Here is a 21,732-nt window from a genome sequence, read left to right on the forward strand (position 1 = left end):
AGGCGTTCACGCCGCATCCGACGATGAGTGCCGATGCCTGATGCGACGCATGCGCGTCTTATCATGCCTACGAGTGTTACGCATATCGCATCCGGCGATTTCCATCGCTTACCCTAAGTCCGCCATCAACACCTTTGATTTACGCTGGTAGTTGTACAACTGCTTTTTGCTCTCCGGCAGCAAATCAATATCCACCGGGGTAAATCCGCGTTCCTGGAACCAGTGAATACTGCGCGTAGTCAGTACAAACAATTTGCTTAAGCCGCTCTGCTTCGCCTGGGCTGCAATGCGTTCCAGCAAAACCTCGCCCCTTGATGAACTGCGGTAATCCGGGTGAACTGCCACACAGGCCATTTCACCTATCTTCTCTTCCGGGAATGGATAGAGCGCGGCGCAGGCAATAGTCGTGTTATCGCGCTGAATAATAGTGAATTTGTCGATTTCCATCTCCAGTTGCTCGCGAGAACGACGCACCAGAATACCTTGCTGCTCCAGTGGGCGAATCAACTCCAGAATACCGCCAATATCGTTGATTGTTGCGCGACGAATCTGCTCGGCGCTTTCCATCACAATCTGCGTACCGATACCGTCGCGTGAGAACAACTCTTGCAACAGCGCGCCATCTTCCTGATAACTGATTAAATGACAGCGACGCACGCCGCTGCGGCAGGCTTTCACTGCGCCACGCAAAAAGCGCACCGTACCGGAGTTGTAATCGCCTTTCTCTTCCTGGACTTCTACCCGCGCTTGCGCTTCGTTAGGGAAAAGTTCGGAGACAATATCACCGTCGTCATTAGTGACACCCTGTGAAGAGCAAAAACCAATCATCTTCTCAGCTTTCAGTTTGATGGCCAGTTGAGTGGCAATCTCTTCCGAAGTCAGGTTAAAGCTCTCGCCAGTGACCGAAACCGCCACCGGCCCCATCAGCACAATCGCACCGCTATCCAGTTGGCGATGAATTGCTTCTTCATCAATCCGCCGGATGCGCCCGCTATGGCAGTAATCCACACCATCATCCACGCCAAGCGGCTGGGCAATAATAAAATTGCCGCTGACGACGTTGATATGCGCGCCCTGCAACGGCGTGTTGTTGAGGCTCATTGACAAGCGAGCGGTTATATCCAGTTGTAACGTACCCGCAGCCTGCTTCACCAGCTCCAGCGTTTTGGCGTCGGTCACGCGCGTATTCTTGTGATATAGCGGCTCGTGGTGATGCGCTGCCAAATTCGCGTCGATCTGCGGACGTGCGCCATAAACCACCACCAGACGGATGCCGAGGCTGTGCAACAACCCAATATCATTGACAATACTGGAGAAATTTTCATGCTCAATGGCTTCTCCGCCGAGCATGATGACAAACGTTTTTCCCCGGTGGGTATTGATATAGGGAACCGAATGGCGGAATCCCTCGACCAGCTCGGTTTTACGTTCCTTTACCACGGCACACCTCTTTGCATGATTATTCGAAATTATTGTATTTTTATTCTGTTTTTTCGCCGTGCGCAAGTGCAAATTTTATGCGAGTGCGACTTTTTTATCAGTAATACCGTGAATATAAATAGAATGTTTACCGTTTTATAGATGACAGATTATGCGTCTTTCGCTAAAGTTTCCGGTCAAATTGGTCGTTTACTTGTTACACAGCTTAGATTTCTTTTGCTCGGGAGAGGCATGTCAGGATCCAACACTGCAATCAGCCGTCGTCGTTTACTGCAAGGCGCGGGCGCCATGTGGCTATTGAGCGTAAGTCAGGTGAGTCTGGCTGCGGTCAGCCAGGTCGTGGCGGTGCGCGTCTGGCCTGCGTCCAGCTACACCCGCGTGACGGTAGAATCAAATCGTCAGCTGAAATATAAGCAGTTCGCGTTGAGTAACCCTGAACGCGTGGTGGTGGATATCGAAGATGTCAACCTGAACTCGGTGCTCAAGGGGATGGCTGCGCAAATCCGCGCTGACGACCCGTTCATCAAGTCGGCACGCGTCGGCCAATTTGATCCGCAAACCGTGCGGATGGTTTTTGAGTTAAAGCAAAATGTAAAACCGCAGATGTTTGCTCTCGCGCCGGTCGCCGGGTTTAAAGAACGTCTGGTGATGGACCTTTATCCGGCCAATGCTCAGGACATGCAAGACCCATTGCTGGCGCTGCTGGAAGATTACAACAAAGGCGACCTCGAAAAGCAGGTGCCGCCAGCGCAGAGTGGCCCACAGCCAGGCAAGGCCGGGCGCGATCGTCCGATTGTCATTATGCTCGACCCTGGCCACGGCGGCGAAGACTCCGGCGCGGTGGGGAAATACAAAACGCGCGAAAAAGACGTGGTATTGCAAATAGCTCGCCGTCTGCGCTCTCTGATCGAGAAAGAGGGCAATATGAAGGTTTACATGACGCGTAATGAAGATATCTTCATTCCGTTGCAAGTGCGCGTAGCAAAAGCACAGAAACAGCGTGCTGACTTGTTTGTCTCTATTCATGCCGACGCCTTTACCAGTCGCCAGCCGAGCGGTTCCTCGGTGTTTGCGCTCTCTACCAAAGGCGCAACCAGTACTGCGGCAAAATATCTGGCGCAAACCCAGAACGCCTCGGACTTGATTGGTGGCGTGAGCAAAAGCGGCGACCGCTATGTCGACCACACCATGTTCGATATGGTGCAGTCGTTGACCATTGCCGACAGCCTGAAGTTTGGTAAGGCCGTGCTAAATAAGCTGGGGAAAATCAACAAACTGCATAAGAATCAGGTTGAGCAGGCCGGGTTTGCTGTGCTGAAAGCGCCAGATATTCCCTCCATTCTGGTCGAAACGGCGTTTATCAGTAACGTTGAGGAAGAGCGCAAATTGAAAACGGCGACTTTCCAGCAGGAAGTTGCGGAGTCTATTCTTGCGGGAATTAAAGCGTATTTTGCCGATGGGGCGACACTGGCGAGAAGGGGATGATAAAAAGGCGCTGAATGGCGCTTTTTTTATGGGAGAATAGAAACAAAAAAACACCCGTTAGGGTGTTCAATAATTGGTTGCGGGGGCCGGATTTGAACCGACGACCTTCGGGTTATGAGCCCGACGAGCTACCAGGCTGCTCCACCCCGCGTCACCGTACTGCTATTACTTCATCAAATTTTAATTGGTTGCGGGGGCCGGATTTGAACCGACGACCTTCGGGTTATGAGCCCGACGAGCTACCAGGCTGCTCCACCCCGCGTCCGTGGATGCGCACTATACTCCGCTCGCGTTTTCATGCAACCTTTTTTTTACTCTGATCACGGATTTGGCATGATTTTGAACAAAAACAAAGCATTGAAGTCTATTTTTTGTACAAAATTTGCATCGGGGAACACTACGGATTTCATTAAAGGCGGCGGTTTGTTATCTTCATTAACGCCTTATTTTTTAACCTGAAGAAGAGAACAATGAAAGGACGTTGGGTAAAGTACCTTCTTATGGGCGCGGTTGTGACGATACTGGCCGCCTGCTCCTCCAAACCAACCGATCGCGGACAGCAATATAAAGACGGGAAATTTACCCAGCCTTTCTCTCTGGTGAACCAACCAGATGCTGTTGGCGCGCCGATTAACGCCGGTGATTTTGCTGAACAAATTAACCATATCCGTAACGCGTCGCCGCGTCTGTATGGCAACCAGAGTAGCGTTTATAACGCCGTGCAGGAGTGGCTGCGTGCGGGCGGTGATACCCGCAATATGCGCCAGTTCGGCATTGACGCCTGGCAGATGGAAGGTGCGGATAATTACGGTAACGTGCAGTTTACGGGCTATTACACTCCGGTGATTCAGGCGCGCCATACTCGTCAGGGCGAGTTCCAGTATCCTATTTACCGTATGCCGCCAAAACGTGGGCGTTTGCCGTCTCGCGCGGAGATCTACGCCGGAGCATTGAGCGATAAATATATCCTCGCTTACAGCAACTCTCTGATGGATAACTTCATTATGGATGTGCAGGGTAGCGGGTATATTGATTTTGGTGATGGCAGCCCGCTTAACTTCTTCAGCTATGCCGGAAAGAACGGTCATGCCTACCGTAGTATTGGCAAGGTGCTAATCGATCGTGGTGAAGTGAAAAAAGAAGATATGTCGATGCAGGCGATTCGTCACTGGGGGGAAACACACAGTGAAGCCGAAGTTCGCGAACTGCTGGAGCAGAATCCGTCTTTCGTCTTCTTTAAACCTCAGTCTTTTGCACCGGTGAAAGGAGCAAGTGCGGTGCCGCTGGTTGGTCGTGCTTCGGTGGCCTCCGATCGCTCGCTCATTCCTCCAGGCACTACCTTGTTGGCAGAAGTTCCTCAGCTGGATAATAACGGCAAATTTAACGGTCAGTACGAACTGCGTTTGATGGTGGCGTTGGATGTCGGTGGTGCAATCAAAGGCCAACACTTCGATATCTACCAGGGGATTGGACCAGAAGCCGGGCACCGCGCAGGTTGGTATAACCATTATGGCCGTGTCTGGGTGCTGAAAACGGCCCCAGGGGCAGGTAACGTCTTTAGCGGCTGATGTGATATTCTGTATGCCGTTTTAACGGATATGACAGGGTGAGGGATAACCTCGTCCTTTGATTGTTAACTAAGTGCGCGTTGTTCATGCTGGATGCGGCGTGAACGCCTTATCCGGCCTACAAATCATGCAAATTCAATATATTGCAGGAGTTATGTAGGCCTGATAAGCGTAGCGCATCAGGCATTTATGCTTTTAGGGTGAGGGATAACCTCGCCCTTTTTAATTCTGAGGTGCTATGTCTGTTGTAATTAGTGATGCATGGCGTCAGCGTTTTGGTGGCACTGCGCGTCTATATGGTGAAAAAGCGTTGCAACTGTTTGCTGATGCGCATATTTGTGTGGTCGGTATCGGTGGCGTCGGCTCCTGGGCGGCGGAAGCGCTGGCACGAACGGGGATTGGCGCTATAACGCTTATTGATATGGATGATGTGTGCGTCACCAATACCAATCGACAAATTCACGCCCTGCGCGATAACGTCGGGCTGGCAAAAGCAGAAGTGATGGCGGAGCGCATTCGCCAGATTAACCCTGAGTGCCGTGTAACAGTAGTAGATGACTTCGTGACGCCGGATAACGTAGCGCAATACATGAGTGCAGGTTATTCGTATGTAATTGATGCCATTGATAGCGTGCGACCCAAAGCGGCGCTGATTGCTTATTGTCGGCGCAATAAAATTCCGCTAGTCACGACCGGTGGCGCTGGTGGGCAGATTGATCCGACGCAGATTCAGGTTACCGATCTGGCGAAAACGATTCAGGATCCGCTGGCGGCGAAGCTGCGCGAGCGCCTGAAAAGCGATTTCGGCGTGGTGAAAAACAGTAAAGGTAAGCTCGGCGTGGATTGCGTGTTCTCTACCGAAGCACTGGTGTACCCGCAGTCAGACGGCACGGTCTGTGCAATGAAAGCCACGGCGGAAGGGCCAAAGCGGATGGATTGTGCCTCAGGATTTGGCGCGGCGACGATGGTAACCGCCACCTTTGGGTTTGTTGCGGTTTCTCATGCGCTGAAGAAGATGATGGCGAAAGCGGCGCGCCAGGGGTAAACATTAGGTCGGATGCGACGTCTGGTGTGTCTTATCCGACCAGGATCTGTGTAACATCAAGCTTGCTTCGCCGCAGCGAGAATTGCCTCGCTTAACGCATTCAATCCCTGACTGCGAGAGGCGCTAAGTTGCGCACGCAATCCCAGCTCATCAAACAATGCCAGCGGCGACAGTGCTTGTAACTCGGCGGCGGTTTTGCCCTCAACGGCAGTCAGCAATACGGCCAGCAGACCGCGCACAATGCGCCCTTCGCTATCACCAAAGAAATGCATCCTGCCGTTTTCTGCGACGTTATATCCAAGCCAGACGCGGTTTTCACATCCGGCAATCTCTTTGGCCTGGGCTTTTAATTCGTCTGGCAACGCAGGCAGCTGTTTCCCCAACATAATCAGCTGGCGATATTTGTCTTCCCATTGCGTCAATGGCGCGAAAGTATCGCGTAACGTCTCTACGGTAACGGTTGTGCCGAACGGATGTCCGGCGAATTGCGGGTTTGTCATTAATCCACCAATAATTCCAGCGCGCGGTCAACGGCGTTCACCAGCGCATCCACATCACTCTTTGTATTATATGGCGCAAAAGAGGCGCGCAGAGTGCCGGTTACGCCTAATTCTGCCAACAGCGGTTGAGCACAGTGCTGCCCGGCGCGCAGGGCAATACCATATTCCGCCAGTAGCGTCACCATATCGCTGTGATGAACACCCGCGAAATCAAAGGCCAGCAGGCTGGAGTCCTGACAGCGGAATGAACGAAAGCCTGGACGTTTTGCCAGAGCGTCTTCTGCAAGCGTCGCCAGGCTACGGCTCCAGCTTTCTGCCTGGTCGATATCATAATCTGCCAGCCATTCCAGCGCTGCGCTTAATCCTATGACACCAGCGACATTTGGCGTTCCTGCTTCCAGTTTCCACGGCGCGGATTGAGTAGTGAAGCCGTTAAAACTCACTTCGTGAATCATTTTGCCGCCGCCCAGCCAGGGCGACATCGCTTCCAGCAGTTCTGGTTTGCCGTAAAGCACGCCGATACCCGTCGGGCCATACAGTTTGTGACCAGAGAAAGCATAGAAATCGATATCCAGTTGCTGAACATCGGCAGGGAAATGCACTGCGCCCTGAGCACCATCAACCATCACCACCATCCCGGCTGAATGAGCAAAGGTAATCGCTCGCGCCAGATCCGGGCAACCGCCAGTGACGTTCGACATCTGGCCCAACGCCAGAATTCGACTACGGGGAGTAATTAACTCCGGCAATAAATCGACATCCGGCAACCGCTGCGCATTAAGCGGCAGTTTCACTATTTTGGCTCCGGTTTGTTGGGCAACCATTAGCCAGGGAACGAGGTTAGCGTGATGCTCTGCCACGCTGACAATAATCTCATCGCCCGGTTGCAGACGCGGACGGGCATAGCATTGTGCCACCATGTTGATGGATTCGGTGGTGCCGCGCGTCCAGACGATAGTTTTATCATCCGGTGCATTTAGCAATTGCGCTACTTTTTCCCGTGCAGCTTCATAACGTGCGGTCAGGCGTTGGGCTTCGGCAAACTGGCTGCGATGGACGTTTCCGGCGCTCAGGCTATAGAACTGCCGGGTTGCTTCAACCACAGCTTCGGGTTTGAGTGCGGTCGCTGCACTATCGAGATAAACGCCCGCATCCTGTAGCGCGGGAAACTGGGCGCGAAATTGCGCGGGATTAAAAACGTTCATGAGACTCCTCGGCTTGATTCGCCGATCGTGACGCAAAATTCACTTTGATACAAGGTGAGTGCTAACCATCGGAATTGTCTGGATATCCAGGCGAAACCGCAGCAGTGACATATGCTGAATAGTGTCAGGTGCAAATTTTAGCCTGTTAATTGATTTTCATTGCGAGCTAATAATCGCTTTAAGGAGAAGAAGATGAAAAAGACCGCCGCAATTATCTCTGCCTGTATGCTGACTTTTGCCCTTAGCGCCTGCTCCGGTTCAAATTATGTCATGCACACCAACGATGGGCGCACCATTGTTGCTGACGGCAAACCGATGACGGATGATGAAACCGGTATGATTTCTTATAAAGACGCTAATGGCAACAAACAGCAGATCAACCGTACCGACGTGAAAGAGATGGTCGAACTGGATCAGTAATTCGCGATCGCAAGGTAAAAAAAAAGCACCGCAATTAGGCGGTGCTACATTAATCACTATGGACAGACAGGGTAAATGTACAGGAAGTGAAAAAAGGTAGCTTTGCTACCATGGTCTGAATCGCAGACCAATTGCAAACACAACAACACAACATCACAACCGTAAGCCAAAAGTTCACCAGAACACGCATTCCGATAAAACTTTTCGTTCCGGCTCAGGAAGTGCCGCCACTATAGGTATTTGCTGGTAGAAGCTCAACGGACAATTTATAATGGCTCAGATTAAAAAAACTAATAGGTTACACAGCGTGATCTAATTGTTAAATTCATTTAACATCAAAGTTTAAAAGCCATGTCTAAACGATTACCACCGCTAAATGCCTTACGAGTTTTTGATGCCGCAGCCCGCCATTTAAGCTTCACGCGTGCAGCAGAAGAGCTTTTTGTGACCCAGGCCGCAGTAAGTCATCAAATCAAGTCCCTTGAGGATTTTTTGGGGCTAAAACTGTTCCGCCGCCGTAATCGTTCACTTCTATTGACCGAGGAAGGGCAAAGCTATTTTCTCGATATCAAAGAGATATTTTCGCAATTAACCGAAGCGACGCGTAAACTCCAGGCCCGTAGCGCCAAAGGGGCATTGACGGTCAGCTTACTCCCCAGTTTTGCCATCCACTGGCTGGTACCGCGACTTTCCAGCTTTAATTCAGCTTATCCGGGAATCGACGTTCGAATCCAGGCGGTCGACCGACAGGAAGATAAACTGGCGGATGATGTCGACGTGGCGATATTTTATGGCCGAGGCAACTGGCCGGGGCTGCGGGTGGAAAAGCTTTACGCCGAATACCTGTTGCCAGTGTGTTCGCCTTTACTATTAACCGGTGAGAAATCCTTGAAGACGCCGGAAGATCTGGCTAAACATACGTTATTACACGATGCATCCCGGCGAGACTGGCAGACATATACCCGCCAGTTGGGGCTGACTCATATTAACGTTCAGCAAGGGCCTATCTTCAGCCATAGCGCCATGGTGCTACAAGCTGCCATTCACGGGCAGGGTGTGGCGCTGGCAAATAACGTGATGGCGCAATCTGAAATCGAGGCCGGACGCCTTGTTTGCCCGTTTAATGACGTATTGGTCAGTAAAAATGCGTTTTATCTGGTATGTCATGACAGCCAGGCAGAACTGGGTAAAATAGCCGCCTTTCGCCAATGGATCCTGGCGAAAGCCGCTGCTGAACAAGAAAAATTCCGCTTTCGTTATGAACAATAATTTATGTAGGGTACGACCATGACCAGCCGTTTTATGCTGATTTTCGCCGCCATTAGCGGCTTCATTTTTGTCGCTCTGGGTGCTTTTGGTGCGCATGTTTTAAGTAAAACCATGGGCGCCGTTGAAATGGGCTGGATCCAGACCGGCCTCGAATACCAGGCATTTCATACGCTGGCAATTTTAGGTCTGGCGGTGGCAATGCAACGTCGCATCAGTATCTGGTTTTACTGGAGTAGCGTCTTTCTGGCGCTAGGTACGGTGCTGTTCAGCGGCAGCCTTTATTGCCTGGCGCTGTCTCATCTGCGTTTGTGGGCGTTTGTCACTCCGGTCGGCGGTGTGAGTTTTCTCGCGGGCTGGGCGTTAATGTTAGTTGGTGCTATCCGTTTAAAGCGCAAGGGCGTAAGTCATGAATAAAGTTGTATTGTTGTGCCGTCCGGGCTTTGAAAAAGAGTGCGCCGCAGAAATTACCGATAAAGCCGGCCAGCGGGAAATTTTCGGTTTTGCCCGCGTGAAAGAGAATGCGGGTTATGTGATTTATGAATGTTATCAACCTGATGATGGCGATAAGTTAATCCGTGAGCTGCCGTTCAGTTCATTAATTTTTGCCCGCCAGTGGTTTGTAGTGGGAGAACTGCTCCAGCATTTACCGCAGGAAGACCGCATTACGCCCATAGTTGGCATGTTGCAGGGTGTGGTAGAGAAGGGCGGCGAACTGCGTGTTGAAGTCGCGGACACCAACGAAAGTAAAGAGTTACTGAAATTCTGCCGCAAATTTACTGTACCGTTACGGGCTGCCTTGCGTGATGCGGGCGTCCTGGCGAGCTATGAAACGCCGAAGCGTCCAGTGGTGCATGTGTTCTTTATCGCGCCAGGCTGCTGTTATACCGGCTACTCTTACAGCAATAATAACTCGCCGTTCTATATGGGCATTCCGCGCCTGAAGTTTCCGGCAGATGCACCAAGTCGTTCCACACTCAAACTGGAAGAGGCATTTCATGTGTTTATTCCTGCGGATGAATGGGATGAACGCCTGGCGAACGGGATGTGGGCGGTGGATTTGGGCGCTTGCCCGGGCGGCTGGACCTACCAACTGGTGAAGCGCAACATGTGGGTTTACTCCGTTGATAACGGCCCGATGGCGCAAAGTCTGATGGATACTGGACAAGTAACGTGGCTGCGGGAAGATGGTTTTAAATTCCGCCCGACACGTAGCAATATCTCGTGGATGGTGTGTGACATGGTGGAAAAACCGGCGAAGGTCGCGGCTTTGATGGCGCAGTGGCTGGTTAATGGCTGGTGTCGTGAAACTATCTTCAACCTTAAATTGCCGATGAAAAAACGCTACGAAGAAGTGTCACACAATCTGGCGTACATTCAGGCACAGCTTGATGAACATGGCATTAACGCCCAGATTCAGGCGCGTCAGTTGTATCACGATCGCGAAGAAGTGACGGTGCATGTCCGTCGCATCTGGGCTGCGGTAGGTGGTCGTCGCGACGAGCGCTAATCGCTGACTCCGTGTGCCGGAAGCTATAACTGTCTGCTTCCGGCATTGGTTTATCAGCGTTTAAGTCTTAGCTGCTGTAAATTGCCGTCGATATGCAAATCAGTCTGTAAGCGGGCGATATCACGGCACAGGAACGCCATCTCTTTATGGGCTTCTAATTTCTTGCGCCACTTTTCGGCAACCACTTCCAGATTCTCATAGATCCCTTCCAGACTCTGAAACTCGACCAGCAACTGCGTGGCGCTTTTGGGCCCAATTCCCGCAACGCCTGGCACCTTTGAACTGCTGATCCCCGCCAGCCCCCAGTAATCGGGCAATTGCTGCGGTTGAACGCCAAATTCTTTATCGATAAACGGTGCATCCAGCCAACGTTTCTGGAAGTAATCGCGAATACGTAATGTAGGTGAAAGTAGCTGACAGTAGCCTTTATCTGTCGAAACGATGGTTGCCTGATGCCCGGCCTGTGTCACTTTGACCGCCAGCGTGGCGGCTAAGTCATCGGCTTCGTTGCCGCGTGCTGACCAGCACGGGACACCGCGTTGCTCAAAGGCTGCGCGTAACGCGGGCATTTCGTTGTGCAACTCTTCCGGCATTGGCGGGCGACCCGCTTTGTAATCAGGCAGGCGCTGATGACGCCAGCCGCTACTGCGGTTTTCATCATCGAATACGGCAACCGCATGAGTTGGCTGGCTGTGCATAATAAGTTGATCAAGGGCGTGCTGGCAGGTTTCGACGCAGGGTGAACCCTGCACGGCATGAATGCGACGAATAAGATTCAGTGCATCGACGATAAGCAAATGAACAGCCACAATATTCCCCCTTAAAGATCAGGCGATAAGGGTAACATTGGTCACCGGAACAGGCTACGACTGGATGAGAAAACAGGAAGAGGGCTCGCAAAACGAGATCTGATATTGATGACAACGACAAATTGCCTGATGCGCTACGCTTATCATGCCTACAAAATAATTGCAATCTATTGAATTTGCACTATTTTGTAGGTCGGATGAGGCATTTACGCCGCATCCGACATAAACAACAGGCACATTCTCAACAATGTGAGGCCTCGCAAAACGAGGCCTCTGGAGAGCGATTAATCGCAGGCAACGATCTTCATTGCCAGACCGCCGCGAGATGTTTCGCGGTACTTGGCGTTCATGTCTTTACCTGTTTCGTACATGGTTTCGATAACTTTATCGAGGCAGACGCGCGGTTCGCTGGTACGGCGCAGTGCCATACGCGCGGCGTTCACCGCTTTCACTGCCGCAATGGCGTTACGCTCAATGCACGGTACCTGAACCTGTCCAGCAACCGGGTCACACGTCAGGCCGAGGTTATGCTCCATAGCGATTTCCGCCGCGATGCACACCTGCGCCGGGCTTGCGCCTAACAGTTCTGCCAGACCCGCCGCCGCCATTGAGCACGCTACGCCAACTTCACCCTGGCAACCCACTTCGGCACCAGAAATCGACGCGTTCATCTTATAAAGAGAACCAATGGCGCTGGCTACCAGCAGGTAACGAGCCAGTGAGTTAGCGTTCACTTCGCGGATAAACTTGTCGTAGTACGCCAGCACTGCCGGGATAATCCCGCACGCACCGTTAGTCGGCGCAGTCACCACACGACCGCCCGCAGCGTTCTCTTCGTTCACTGCCAGTGCGAACATGTTGATCCAGTCAACAACCGCCATCGGGTCAGTGGTGGTTTTATCCTGGCTGACCAGCATCCGGCGCAGTGCCGCGGCACGACGTGGAACGCGCAGTTTGCCCGGCAACACGCCTTCGGTGGAAATACCGCGTTCAATACCGCCACGCATCACTTCCCAGACGTTCGCCAGGTGCTGTTCCAGCTCTTCTTTGCTGTGCAGCGCCAGCTCGTTTTTCATCATCAGACCAGAGAGTGACAGCCCGGTTTCCTGGCAATGTTTTTGCAGATCGGCAGCAGAACTGTACGGATATGGAACTTCAACCGGTGCGCTATCCTGCTGGCCAAAATGCTCTTCATCAACGATAAAGCCACCGCCGATGGAGTAATACGTCTGGCTGTAAACAACTTTATCGCCCGCCAGCGCGGTAATGCGCATGCCGTTCTCATGCAGAGAAAGGTTATCGGCATGGAAGTTCATGCATTCATCAACCGGAAACTCGACTACGTGCTGACCGTTTGCCAGCATCAGGCGACCGTGAGTATTCACATCCTGAATAAAACCAGGGATGGAATCGATATCCACGGTATCCGGCAGATTCCCTGCCAGGCCCATAATAATGGCGATATCAGTGTGGTGCCCTTTGCCGGTCAGAGAGAGCGAGCCGTACACGTCAACCACCACGCGGGTCACGTCTTTAAGCAGGTTACGGGCAATCAGATCGTCGGTAAATTGTTTACCCGCTTTCATTGGTCCAACGGTATGAGAACTGGAAGGGCCAATGCCGATTTTGAAAATATCGAATACGCTAATCATAGGAAATACATCGCGTTAAAACGGAGGAAGCGCCGCCCGAAAGCGGCGCGAAAGGACTTAGCTGAACAGAGAGTAGAAGATTGCGGAGATTGCAATCAGACCCATCACGACAACGAATACGTTGCTGATGTGACCGCTGTATTTACGCATTGCCGGTACTTTCTGAATGGCGTACATCGGCATCAGGAACAGGATCATCGCGATGATTGGGCCGCCCAGGGTTTCAATCATACCCAGGATGCTCGGGTTCAGGGTGGCAACAATCCAGGTCGTTACCAGCATGAACAGCGCAGTGATACGGTTCAGCTTGTTGATTTCGATAGACTTACCTTTACCACGCAGTGATTTGATCACCATACCGTTGAAGCCTTCACGTGCGCCCAGGTAGTGGCCCAGGAAGGATTTGGTGATAGCGATAATCGCGATAATCGGAGCCATCCACGCGATGATTGGCGCGTTAAAGTGGTTAGCCAGGTAAGACAGAATCGAGATGTTCTGCTCTTTAGCCGCAGCCAGGTCTGCCGGAGTCAGGCTCAGTACGCAGCTGAATACGAAGAACATTACGGTCAGCACCATCATGATGTGAGCGAATGCCAGGATCTTCGAGCATTTCTGTTCTGCCATATCGCCGTACTCTTCACGCTTCGCAACGGCGAAAGAAGAGATGATCGGAGAGTGGTTGAACGAGAACACCATTACCGGAATTGCCAGCCACAGGGTCATCCACAGACCGTTTCCGGTTGCAGATGCAGTGTCCAGAGACAGAGTTTCCAGTGCTGCGCCGTTCCACTGCGGGATCAGGTACAGAGCCAGCAGCATCAGTACGCCAACAAACGGGAATACCAGAATACTCATCGCCTTAACGATCATCTGCTCACCGAAGCGAACGATGGTCATCATACCCACGATCAGGATCAGTGACAGAATCGCACGCGGCGGCGGCGTCATACCCAGCTGGTGAGACATGAAGCTTTCAACCGTGTTGGTGATTGCCACGCTGTAAACCAGCAGAATCGGGTAGATAGCGAAGAAGTAGAGCAGGGTAATCAGTTTACCTGCGCCAATACCAAAGTGTTCTTCTACTACCTCGGTGATGTCTTCGCCTGGGTTTTTACCAGACAGCACGAAGCGAGTCAGGCCACGATGCGCAAAGTACGTCATCGGGAACGCAAGGATAGCCATGATGATCAGCGGGATCATACCGCCAACACCGGCGTTGATTGGCAGGAACAGCACGCCCGCGCCGATTGCCGTGCCGTAAAGGCCCAGCATCCACATGGTATCTGTCTTGCGCCAGGCACTGCGAGAGTCTTTCGACGCAATCGTGCTGGTTTGAGTCGTTTCCATCTATTTCTCCTGGAGGAATGCAAATAATTCAGCTTTTAGCCAGTTCAGCCCGGGAAGGTGCCTGGCCGTAAAAATGAAATCTGTCTATCGGCGATGGCTTAATCATTTTCCGCCGTAATAATTTGAGGGCGGAAAGATACACACAAGTTATGTATCTATCAGTGATCTTGATCTCAAATACAATAATCTACTTGGAAGATAGATAATCCCAACGCTTTACTCTGTAAATCAAAAGTAAAAGAGAATTTAAGGGCAATATTTGGCAGATTAACGACATCTGACCTCTTCCGGGGCGCGCAATATATGTAGGTTGAACTGCAAAAATCAATACTTTTAGTTAATGATTGCAGTATTTTCTTTTTTGCGGAGATAAAATGCGGTCTTCAAATGAAGGGAAACGTTTGCGCTACAACATAAATTGTATGACATATTGCAGGTGGTGATATTAATGACATGATGACGCTCTGAAACATTCATATAACAAATGAAATAGATTGATTAGTGAGCGACCAAAAAAGAGAAAAACCCGGCAACAAACGTTACCGGGGAAGGGAGGATTAGGTGCAGATTTCGTAGCAAGGGATGTAGGCAGAGCCTGGTAACTTCATACGATGTTGGGCAACAAACCCCTGAAGCAGGTCGTCCATACGGCGCATGATCTCTTTATCACCGTTGATTTTGTATGGCCCAAACTCTTCAATGGCGCGAATGCCGACTTCTTTTACGTTCCCCGCCACAATGCCAGAAAATGCACGACGCAGGTCGGCAGCCAGCACTTCAACGGGCTGATCCGGGTAAAGCTTCAGATTAGCCATATTCTCGTGAGACGGCTCAAACGGCATTTGCAAATCTGGCGTAATCCGCATTGACCAGTTAAAGCTGTAGGCATCGCCCGTATCGCGACGGTTTTCTTTCACCTGCGCCATCGCTTTTTTCATCTGACGGGCTACTTCTGCAGCGTCATCAATGATGATGCGATAATGGCGGCGCGCGTTTTCTCCCAACGTATGCACGACAAACTCGTCCAGTACGCGGAAGTAATCAGCACTCTCTTTCGGGCCGGTGAGGATCAATGGCAAGACCTGATCTTTGTTGGCCGGATTCATTAAAATTCCCAGCAAATACAGTAGCTCTTCCGCTGTACCCACACCGCCTGGGAAGATAATGATGCCGTGGGCGATACGGACAAACGCTTCCAGACGTTTTTTCGATATCCGGCATGATGATCAGTTCGTTAACCAGCGGGTTAGGCGGTTCAGCAGCGATAATCGATGGTTCAGTCATACCAATAAAACGGCTGTCTTTGTAACGCTGTTGGGCGTGTCCGACCGCCGCGCCTTTCATCGGTGCTTCCATCGCGCCTGGACCACAGCCAGTGCAGATATTTAACTCACGCAGCCCCAACTGATTACCAACGCGACGGGCATACAAATACTCGTTTTCGTTGATGGAGTGACCACCCCAGCACACCACCATATTGGGCGCTTCGCCCACGTGCAGCGCGCGAGCATTGCGCAAGATAGAAAAAACCAGGTTGGTAATGTGAACAGAGTTGTCGAGATTCAGATTTGGAAAACGAACGGTGTTATGGATTTGCCCATAGACGAAGAGAATGTCGCGCAGGACAGCGAACAAGTTGGCCTGCAAGGCGCGAATGATACGCCCATCGACAAAAGCTTCTTCCGGGGGATTGATCAGTTCTAGCTTAACGCCGCGTTCACGGCGTAGCACGTTAATGTCGAAATTCTCAAAACGGGACAGCAATTCTTTGCTGTTATCGGTGAGGCTACCGGAGTTCAGAACAGCGAGTGAACAGTTGCGAAATAGTTGATAGAGGTCGCTGCTGGCGGTGCGTTTAAGCATGTCAACTTCCAACTGCGACAACATATCCATGGAGCCAAGCGGGCTAATATGTGTAATCAAGAAAAACTCCTTATGGGACGATTATCGTCATTCCCTTTGATTACAATAGCCCTGCCTGATGACCTTTCACAACCTTATGCGTGAATCCAGCACGCAAAATTGAGAAAAAATTTTATTGCCGTGCCAGACGGGTTGTCGATGGGACAAAATCACAGTTACTGCGCCACGGGTTAATGTCCAGACCGCCACGACGGGTATAACGTGCGTAAACACTTAATTTCTCTGGCTGGCAGAAGCGTAACAGGTCATTAAAAATGCGTTCTACGCACTGTTCATGGAACTCGTTATGATGACGGAAAGAAACCAGATAACGCAGCAGTTTTTCCCTGTCAATCTTGTGTCCACGATACTGAATCTGGATAGATCCCCAGTCTGGTTGATGAGTAATCAGGCAGTTTGATTTCAGCAGGTGGCTAACGAGAGTTTCTTCCACCACTTTCTCGCCGCTGGTGGCATTCTCAAGATAGTCAGTGGTGAATTCATAGTTATCGATAGCGATATCCTGGTCATCAATGCTGGTGCCGTTGAAATGCCCCACCGGCTGGCCTTCCAGTTCATCAAGACGATATAACGCCACGCTAACGTTACCCTGGGCGCAAGTGCTTAAGTCGCGCTCCAGCGTCTGGCGCACTTCCTCCCAATTGTTAAAGCGTGTCTGGTTAAAGCTGTTGAGATAGAGCTTAAAACTCTTCGACTCAATGAGATTTACGCTGGTGTAATCAAGTTCAACATGACCCACGGCAACCTGCGGCAAACCTTTCGCATTCAGCCAGGAGAGTTCATATAGCGTCCAGATATCCGTACCGTGAAAAGGCAGATTATCTGCTTTCAGGCCCAGCGGATCGCGATTCAAACTACGTGGAACGCCTTGTAGCAGGCTGGCGTCATAGGTATCCCGGTAATCGGTTGATTTTCCAAGAGTCAGGCCCGCAAGTGCCTGATGGTTTGCATAAGAAGACATGTTTCACCGTCATAAACCAGATAAACTAAACGACAAGTGTATCTGGTTTAAGTGAAGAGAGAAATTAGTGGACGAATTGACCGCACAAGCCTTGAGAGATTTTACCACGCGTTACTGCGATGCCTGGCACGAACAGCACAATAGTTGGCCGTTAAGCGAGGAGCTGTATGGCGTTCCTTCACCGTGCATTATTTCAACCACTAATGATGCTGTGTTCTGGCAACCGCAGCCGTTTAGCGGTGAGCAAAATGTAAACGCGGTTGAGCGTGCGTTTGATATTGTGATACAACCCGCAATTCATACCTTCTATACGACCCAGCTTGCCGGGGATATGCATGCGCAGTTTGGCGATATCAAACTGACATTACTGCAAACCTGGAGCGAAGACGACTTCCGCCGGGTGCAGGAAAACCTGATTGGACATCTGGTTACCCAGAAACGTCTGAAACTGCCCCCCACGTTATTTATCGCCACACTGGAAGAAGAGCTGGAAGTGATTTCGGTGTGTAATCTCTCTGGCGAAGTATGCAAAGAGACGCTGGGTACGCGGAATCGTACCCATTTAGCCTCAAATCTTGCGGAATTCCTTACGCAGCTTAAGCCTCTTCTGTAATCCAATTACCCCGTCTGGTTGTGAGAGATCTCTTACAGACCCTGTAGGAGATCGCCAGAAAGTAAGTGAATACTTAAAAAGATAAGAATCATATTTCTATTTTAAATCAATGAGTTGACTGAGCATCCTTAACTTTCGTATGAAATTTTCCTTAAGGCATTGTCTGTAAGCGCCTTGTAAGACTCAGTGAAAAAGACGATTCTATCTTCGTCGACAGGGAGTCAGACAACGAAGTGAACATCAGGATGATGACACTTCTAAAGGACACGCCAGGATGGTGTTTCAGGGAAAGGCTTCTGGATGAAGCGAAGAGGAAAACGCTGGATGCGTTAAAGGACACCTCCAGGACGGAGAATGAGAACCGGTCAGGATGATTCGGTGGGTCAGGAAGGCCAGGGACACTTCAGGATGAAGTATCACATCGGGGTGGTGTGAGCAGGAAGCATTAGTTCAGGATGAACGATTGGTCGCAAGGCCACAGGAAAAGTTGTCAAGGATGAGCAGGGAGCAACAAAAGTAGCTGGAATGCTGCGAAACGAACCGGGAGCACTGTTAATACAGTGCTCCCTTTTTTTATTCCTGCTATCCTTCGCGGCAGTTTTTTTCTTCTTGAGGTTGTTTTATGACCACTCATGACCGCGTTCGTCTTCAGTTGCAGGCACTTGAAACATTACTGCGTGAACATCAGCACTGGCGGAGCGATGAACCGCAGCCGCATCAATTTAACAGTACCCAACCTTTCTTTATGGATACGATGGAGCCACTGGAGTGGTTGCAATGGGTACTGATCCCACGAATGCACGATCTCTTAGATAATAATCAGCCATTGCCAGGGGCTTTCGCCGTGGCGCCGTATTATGAAATGGCGCTGGCGACGGACCACCCCCAGCGCGCGCTTATTCTGGCGGAGCTGGAAAAACTGGATGCGCTTTTTGCGGATGATACAAACTGATGCTGGAAATACTCTACCAGGATGAATGGCTGGTTGCGGTTAACAAACCGTCTGGCTGGCTGGTTCACCGCAGCTGGCTGGATCGCGACGAAAAAGTGGTGGTCATGCAAACCGTACGTGACCAGATTGGTCAGCACGTGTTTACCGCGCATCGGCTGGACCGACCGACTTCCGGCGTATTGCTGATGGGATTATCCAGCGAGGCCGGACGGCTGTTAGCGCAACAGTTTGAACAGCACCAAATCCAGAAACGTTACCATGCGATTGTGCGTGGCTGGCTGATGGAAGAAGCGGTGCTGGATTATCCGCTGGTGGAAGAACTGGATAAAATCGCCGATAAGTATGCCCGCGAAGATAAAGGCCCGCAGCCAGCAGTGACGCATTATCGCGGTCTGGCGACGGTTGAAATGCCAGTCGCGACCGGGCGTTACCCGACGACACGCTACGGTCTGGTGGAACTGGAGCCGAAAACCGGACGCAAACATCAGCTTCGTCGCCATCTCGCCCATTTGCGCCATCCGATTATTGGCGACAGCAAACATGGCGATTTGCGCCAGAATCGCAGCGCGGCTGAACATTTTGGCCTCCAGCGGTTAATGTTGCACGCCAGTAAGTTGTCATTGACGCATCCTTTTACTGGCGAGCCGCTGACTATCCACGCTGGTCTGGACGACACCTGGATGCAGGCATTATCACAATTTGGCTGGCGCGGTCTGCTTCCTGAAAATGAAAGGGTTGAGTTCAGCGCGCCATCGGGTCAGGATGATGAGATAAGTTCCTAATCCAGGGAGAAAACGGTATGGCGGAAATTGGTATTTTTGTAGGCACCATGTACGGGAATTCACTGCTAGTGGCCGAAGAAGCGGAAGCGATTCTGACCGCGCAGGGCCACAAAGCAACGGTGTTTGAAGACCCAGAATTAAGCGACTGGCTACCTTATCAGGACAAGTATGTTCTGGTAGTTACGTCCACGACCGGGCAGGGCGACCTTCCTGATAGCATTGTGCCACTCTTTCTGGGCATAAAGGATAACCTTGGTTTCCAGCCGAACCTGCGTTACGGCGTGATTGCGCTCGGCGACAGCAGTTATGTGAATTTCTGCAACGGCGGCAAACAGTTCGATGCCTTGTTACAGGAACAGAGCGCGCAGCGAATAGGGGAAATGCTGCTGATTGATGCCAGTGAAAACCCGGAACCGGAAACGGAATCAAATCCGTGGGTCGAACATTGGGGCACGCTGTTGTCCTGATATGTTGAGCGAGCGGTAAATGCCGTTTTAGCGGTGCTGAATCGAATCTTTTCAGGCAAATGCCAGTAAAAACTGCTTCATAGCGCGGATTTTTACTGGCGTTTGCCTGGAGTCAAGCGATCTATTTCATACTCTTCTTTATTTCTCCGATTTAACCCTTCCTTTCTTGTTCTTGTTTTCATTTCCGTGAAGTGGATTCCACCGTCCAGGGCTAATGCCAAAATCGAGCCTCATTGAACGCATTAATGTTGTGTTGTTGCACGGTGAGCCGCTATGGCGCGCTTTTTATACTGCTATTGCCAGATATAAACACGCGCCGCATTCGGCGAACGACCTATAAAAACGGCAAAAACACCCTACGTCACCTCTGATTTCCTGGCGATGTCGCAGTCCAGAGTGAGCGTGGCTAACGCGAATTTTCAGGAGTGCAACAATGAGTTCTTTAAGTCAGGCTGCGAGCAGTGTGGAAAAACGCACGAATGCTCGTTACTGGATAGTGGTGATGCTGTTTATCGTCACATCTTTCAACTACGGCGATCGCGCTACGCTCTCGATCGCCGGTTCGGAAATGGCCAAAGATATCGGCCTTGACCCAGTGGGTATGGGCTATGTGTTCTCTGCTTTCTCATGGGCTTATGTTATCGGGCAGATCCCTGGTGGCTGGTTGCTGGATCGTTTTGGTTCAAAACGCGTCTACTTCTGGTCAATCTTTATCTGGTCGATGTTTACCTTGCTGCAAGGCTTCGTCGATATCTTTAGTGGATTCGGCATTATCGTTGCCCTGTTTACGCTGCGCTTCCTGGTCGGGCTTGCTGAAGCGCCATCTTTCCCTGGCAACAGTCGCATTGTTGCGGCCTGGTTTCCGGCGCAGGAAAGGGGAACGGCGGTGTCGATTTTTAACTCCGCCCAATACTTCGCAACGGTGATCTTCGCGCCGATTATGGGCTGGCTGACTCATGAAGTGGGTTGGTCACACGTCTTCTTCTTTATGGGCGGTTTGGGCATTGTCATCAGTTTTTTCTGGCTGAAAGTCATCCACGAGCCAAACCAGCATCCGGGTGTAAATCAGAAAGAGCTGGAGTACATCGCCGCTGGCGGCGCGCTGATCAATATGGATCAGCAAAACACCAAAGTTAAAGTGCCGTTCAGCGTGAAGTGGGGGCAGATCAAACAGCTGCTCGGTTCGCGGATGATGATCGGTGTTTATATCGGTCAGTATTGTATCAATGCCCTGACTTACTTCTTTATTACCTGGTTCCCGGTTTATCTGGTGCAGGCGCGCGGGATGTCGATTCTGAAAGCGGGCTTTGTGGCTTCCGTTCCTGCTGTTTGCGGTTTTATCGGCGGCGTGCTGGGGGGGATTATTTCCGACTGGCTGATGCGCCGCACGGGCTCGCTGAACATTGCGCGTAAAACACCGATCGTGATGGGCATGTTGCTGTCGATGGTGATGGTGTTCTGTAACTACGTCGATGTTGAGTGGATGATCATCGGTTTCATGGCGTTGGCCTTCTTCGGTAAAGGCATCGGGGCGCTGGGTTGGGCGGTAATGGCAGATACTGCGCCGAAAGAGATTAGCGGTCTTTCCGGCGGCCTGTTCAATATGTTCGGTAACATTTCCGGTATCGTCACGCCAATCGCAATTGGTTATATCGTTGGCACGACTGGCTCCTTTAATGGAGCGCTGATTTATGTTGGTGTTCATGCCTTAATCGCGGTGCTGAGCTACCTGGTGCTGGTGGGCGATATTAAACGTATTGAGCTGAAACCTGTCGCGGGGCAATAAG

At 51.1% G+C, this 21,732-nt stretch carries 19 protein-coding genes, 2 tRNA genes and 1 pseudogene; 12 read left to right on the forward strand and 10 right to left on the reverse strand.

Translation table 11 applies throughout. The annotated features are described in order from the left end of the window. Nucleotides 1-108 precede the first annotated feature (108 nt). Nucleotides 109-1,440, reverse strand: coding sequence for an amino-acid N-acetyltransferase (gene argA, locus CRI63_RS14555; protein WP_130207716.1), 1,332 nt, complete (start codon nucleotides 1,438-1,440; stop codon nucleotides 109-111). 231 nt (nucleotides 1,441-1,671) lie between these two features. Between argA and amiC the strand changes: the two genes are divergently transcribed. Next, complete coding sequence (gene amiC, locus CRI63_RS14560) at nucleotides 1,672-2,925, forward strand: N-acetylmuramoyl-L-alanine amidase AmiC (RefSeq protein ID WP_044189882.1); 1,254 nt, start codon at nucleotides 1,672-1,674, stop codon at nucleotides 2,923-2,925. Nucleotides 2,926-2,999: 74 nt separating this feature from the next. Here amiC and CRI63_RS14565 read toward each other — a convergent pair. Together CRI63_RS14565 and CRI63_RS14570 are read right to left on the reverse strand one after the other, a co-directional pair. After that, nucleotides 3,000-3,076 (reverse strand) — tRNA-Met (locus CRI63_RS14565). A gap of 34 nt (nucleotides 3,077-3,110) precedes the next feature. Continuing rightward, a tRNA-Met gene (locus CRI63_RS14570) sits at nucleotides 3,111-3,187 on the reverse strand. Nucleotides 3,188-3,395: 208 nt separating this feature from the next. On the opposite strand from CRI63_RS14570, the gene mltA reads away from it, so the two are divergent. After that, a complete protein-coding gene (gene mltA, locus CRI63_RS14575; RefSeq protein WP_135519927.1) occupies nucleotides 3,396-4,493 on the forward strand; it encodes a murein transglycosylase A in 1,098 nt (365 codons plus the stop codon). A gap of 238 nt (nucleotides 4,494-4,731) precedes the next feature. Continuing rightward, complete coding sequence (gene tcdA, locus CRI63_RS14580; RefSeq protein ID WP_000117724.1) at nucleotides 4,732-5,538, forward strand: tRNA cyclic N6-threonylcarbamoyladenosine(37) synthase TcdA; 807 nt, start codon at nucleotides 4,732-4,734, stop codon at nucleotides 5,536-5,538. A 56-nt stretch (nucleotides 5,539-5,594) separates the two neighbouring features. Here tcdA and csdE read toward each other — a convergent pair whose 3' ends face one another. Further along, a complete protein-coding gene (gene csdE, locus CRI63_RS14585; RefSeq protein ID WP_131162401.1) occupies nucleotides 5,595-6,038 on the reverse strand; it encodes a cysteine desulfurase sulfur acceptor subunit CsdE in 444 nt (147 codons plus the stop codon). Next, complete coding sequence (csdA, locus tag CRI63_RS14590; protein WP_135519929.1) at nucleotides 6,038-7,243, reverse strand: cysteine desulfurase CsdA; 1,206 nt, start codon at nucleotides 7,241-7,243, stop codon at nucleotides 6,038-6,040. The genes csdE and csdA overlap by 1 nt, the downstream gene beginning before the upstream one ends. Before the next feature lie 192 nt (nucleotides 7,244-7,435). On the opposite strand from csdA, the gene CRI63_RS14595 reads away from it, so the two are divergent. The 4 genes from CRI63_RS14595 (at nucleotide 7,436) to rlmM (ending at nucleotide 10,439) form a co-directional block, all read left to right on the forward strand. Continuing rightward, entirely contained in the window at nucleotides 7,436-7,663 is a 228-nt protein-coding gene (locus tag CRI63_RS14595) for a YgdI/YgdR family lipoprotein (protein ID WP_000750396.1), read from the forward strand. A gap of 351 nt (nucleotides 7,664-8,014) precedes the next feature. After that, nucleotides 8,015-8,932 carry a glycine cleavage system transcriptional regulator GcvA gene (gcvA, locus tag CRI63_RS14600; RefSeq protein WP_130207706.1) on the forward strand — a complete coding sequence of 306 codons (918 nt, stop codon included), beginning with the start codon at nucleotides 8,015-8,017 and terminating at the stop codon, nucleotides 8,930-8,932. A gap of 18 nt (nucleotides 8,933-8,950) precedes the next feature. Then, entirely contained in the window at nucleotides 8,951-9,346 is a 396-nt protein-coding gene (locus tag CRI63_RS14605) for a DUF423 domain-containing protein (RefSeq protein WP_000203905.1), read from the forward strand. Then, nucleotides 9,339-10,439, forward strand: coding sequence for a 23S rRNA (cytidine(2498)-2'-O)-methyltransferase RlmM (gene rlmM, locus CRI63_RS14610; protein WP_135519931.1), 1,101 nt, complete (start codon nucleotides 9,339-9,341; stop codon nucleotides 10,437-10,439). Before CRI63_RS14605 ends, rlmM begins: the two co-directional genes overlap by 8 nt. 53 nt (nucleotides 10,440-10,492) lie before the next feature. Here the strand turns inward: rlmM and xni are convergent, their stop codons facing one another. From xni to queF, 5 genes and pseudogenes are all read right to left on the reverse strand, one after another. After that, on the reverse strand, nucleotides 10,493-11,248 hold the full coding sequence (xni, locus tag CRI63_RS14615) for a flap endonuclease Xni (protein WP_135519933.1): 756 nt from the start codon (nucleotides 11,246-11,248) through the stop codon (nucleotides 10,493-10,495). Between the two features lie 284 nt (nucleotides 11,249-11,532). Continuing rightward, complete coding sequence (gene sdaB / locus CRI63_RS14620) at nucleotides 11,533-12,900, reverse strand: L-serine ammonia-lyase II (protein WP_135519935.1); 1,368 nt, start codon at nucleotides 12,898-12,900, stop codon at nucleotides 11,533-11,535. Between the two features lie 57 nt (nucleotides 12,901-12,957). After that, complete coding sequence (gene sdaC / locus CRI63_RS14625; protein ID WP_064528228.1) at nucleotides 12,958-14,247, reverse strand: HAAAP family serine/threonine permease SdaC; 1,290 nt, start codon at nucleotides 14,245-14,247, stop codon at nucleotides 12,958-12,960. 557 nt (nucleotides 14,248-14,804) lie between these two features. Beyond that, a pseudogene (gene ppnN, locus CRI63_RS14630) lies at nucleotides 14,805-16,170 on the reverse strand (nucleotide 5'-monophosphate nucleosidase PpnN). 112 nt (nucleotides 16,171-16,282) lie between these two features. After that, nucleotides 16,283-17,131: an NADPH-dependent 7-cyano-7-deazaguanine reductase QueF gene (gene queF, locus CRI63_RS14635; RefSeq protein ID WP_135519937.1), complete on the reverse strand. Its 849-nt coding sequence runs from the start codon at nucleotides 17,129-17,131 to the stop codon at nucleotides 16,283-16,285. Between the two features lie 67 nt (nucleotides 17,132-17,198). Here queF and syd point away from each other — a divergent pair, with 67 nt between their 5' ends. The 5 genes from syd (at nucleotide 17,199) to gudP (ending at nucleotide 21,731) form a co-directional block, all read left to right on the forward strand. Continuing rightward, nucleotides 17,199-17,744: a SecY-interacting protein gene (gene syd / locus CRI63_RS14640; protein WP_130214549.1), complete on the forward strand. Its 546-nt coding sequence runs from the start codon at nucleotides 17,199-17,201 to the stop codon at nucleotides 17,742-17,744. A gap of 622 nt (nucleotides 17,745-18,366) precedes the next feature. Further along, on the forward strand, nucleotides 18,367-18,696 hold the full coding sequence (locus CRI63_RS14645) for a YqcC family protein (protein ID WP_130207692.1): 330 nt from the start codon (nucleotides 18,367-18,369) through the stop codon (nucleotides 18,694-18,696). Further along, nucleotides 18,696-19,478, forward strand: a complete 783-nt coding sequence (gene truC, locus CRI63_RS14650; protein ID WP_130214547.1) for a tRNA pseudouridine(65) synthase TruC — start codon at nucleotides 18,696-18,698, stop codon at nucleotides 19,476-19,478. The genes CRI63_RS14645 and truC overlap by 1 nt, the downstream gene beginning before the upstream one ends. Before the next feature lie 17 nt (nucleotides 19,479-19,495). Beyond that, a complete protein-coding gene (locus CRI63_RS14655; protein WP_135519939.1) occupies nucleotides 19,496-19,945 on the forward strand; it encodes a flavodoxin in 450 nt (149 codons plus the stop codon). Between the two features lie 433 nt (nucleotides 19,946-20,378). Continuing rightward, nucleotides 20,379-21,731: a galactarate/glucarate/glycerate transporter GudP gene (gudP, locus tag CRI63_RS14660; protein WP_135407692.1), complete on the forward strand. Its 1,353-nt coding sequence runs from the start codon at nucleotides 20,379-20,381 to the stop codon at nucleotides 21,729-21,731. The last annotated feature ends 1 nt before the right edge of the window (nucleotide 21,732 follow it).

It is taken from the genome of Escherichia sp. E2661 (assembly GCF_004745185.1).
Classification (GTDB): domain Bacteria; phylum Pseudomonadota; class Gammaproteobacteria; order Enterobacterales; family Enterobacteriaceae; genus Escherichia.

Excerpts from the sequence above, each read along its gene's own strand:
- amiC (WP_044189882.1), top strand. The coding sequence starts at position 1,672 with ATGTCAGGATCCAACACTGCAATCAGCCGTCGTCGTTTACTGCAAGGC.
- mltA (WP_135519927.1), top strand. The coding sequence starts at position 3,396 with ATGAAAGGACGTTGGGTAAAGTACCTTCTTATGGGCGCGGTTGTGACG.
- tcdA (WP_000117724.1), top strand. The coding sequence starts at position 4,732 with ATGTCTGTTGTAATTAGTGATGCATGGCGTCAGCGTTTTGGTGGCACT.
- csdE (WP_131162401.1), bottom strand. The coding sequence starts at position 6,038 with ATGACAAACCCGCAATTCGCCGGACATCCGTTCGGCACAACCGTTACC.
- csdA (WP_135519929.1), bottom strand. The coding sequence starts at position 7,243 with ATGAACGTTTTTAATCCCGCGCAATTTCGCGCCCAGTTTCCCGCGCTA.
- CRI63_RS14595 (WP_000750396.1), top strand. The coding sequence starts at position 7,436 with ATGAAAAAGACCGCCGCAATTATCTCTGCCTGTATGCTGACTTTTGCC.
- gcvA (WP_130207706.1), top strand. The coding sequence starts at position 8,015 with ATGTCTAAACGATTACCACCGCTAAATGCCTTACGAGTTTTTGATGCC.
- CRI63_RS14605 (WP_000203905.1), top strand. The coding sequence starts at position 8,951 with ATGACCAGCCGTTTTATGCTGATTTTCGCCGCCATTAGCGGCTTCATT.
- rlmM (WP_135519931.1), top strand. The coding sequence starts at position 9,339 with ATGAATAAAGTTGTATTGTTGTGCCGTCCGGGCTTTGAAAAAGAGTGC.
- sdaB (WP_135519935.1), bottom strand. The coding sequence starts at position 12,900 with ATGATTAGCGTATTCGATATTTTCAAAATCGGCATTGGCCCTTCCAGT.
- sdaC (WP_064528228.1), bottom strand. The coding sequence starts at position 14,247 with ATGGAAACGACTCAAACCAGCACGATTGCGTCGAAAGACTCTCGCAGT.
- queF (WP_135519937.1), bottom strand. The coding sequence starts at position 17,131 with ATGTCTTCTTATGCAAACCATCAGGCACTTGCGGGCCTGACTCTTGGA.
- CRI63_RS14645 (WP_130207692.1), top strand. The coding sequence starts at position 18,367 with ATGACCACTCATGACCGCGTTCGTCTTCAGTTGCAGGCACTTGAAACA.
- truC (WP_130214547.1), top strand. The coding sequence starts at position 18,696 with ATGCTGGAAATACTCTACCAGGATGAATGGCTGGTTGCGGTTAACAAA.
- CRI63_RS14655 (WP_135519939.1), top strand. The coding sequence starts at position 19,496 with ATGGCGGAAATTGGTATTTTTGTAGGCACCATGTACGGGAATTCACTG.
- gudP (WP_135407692.1), top strand. The coding sequence starts at position 20,379 with ATGAGTTCTTTAAGTCAGGCTGCGAGCAGTGTGGAAAAACGCACGAAT.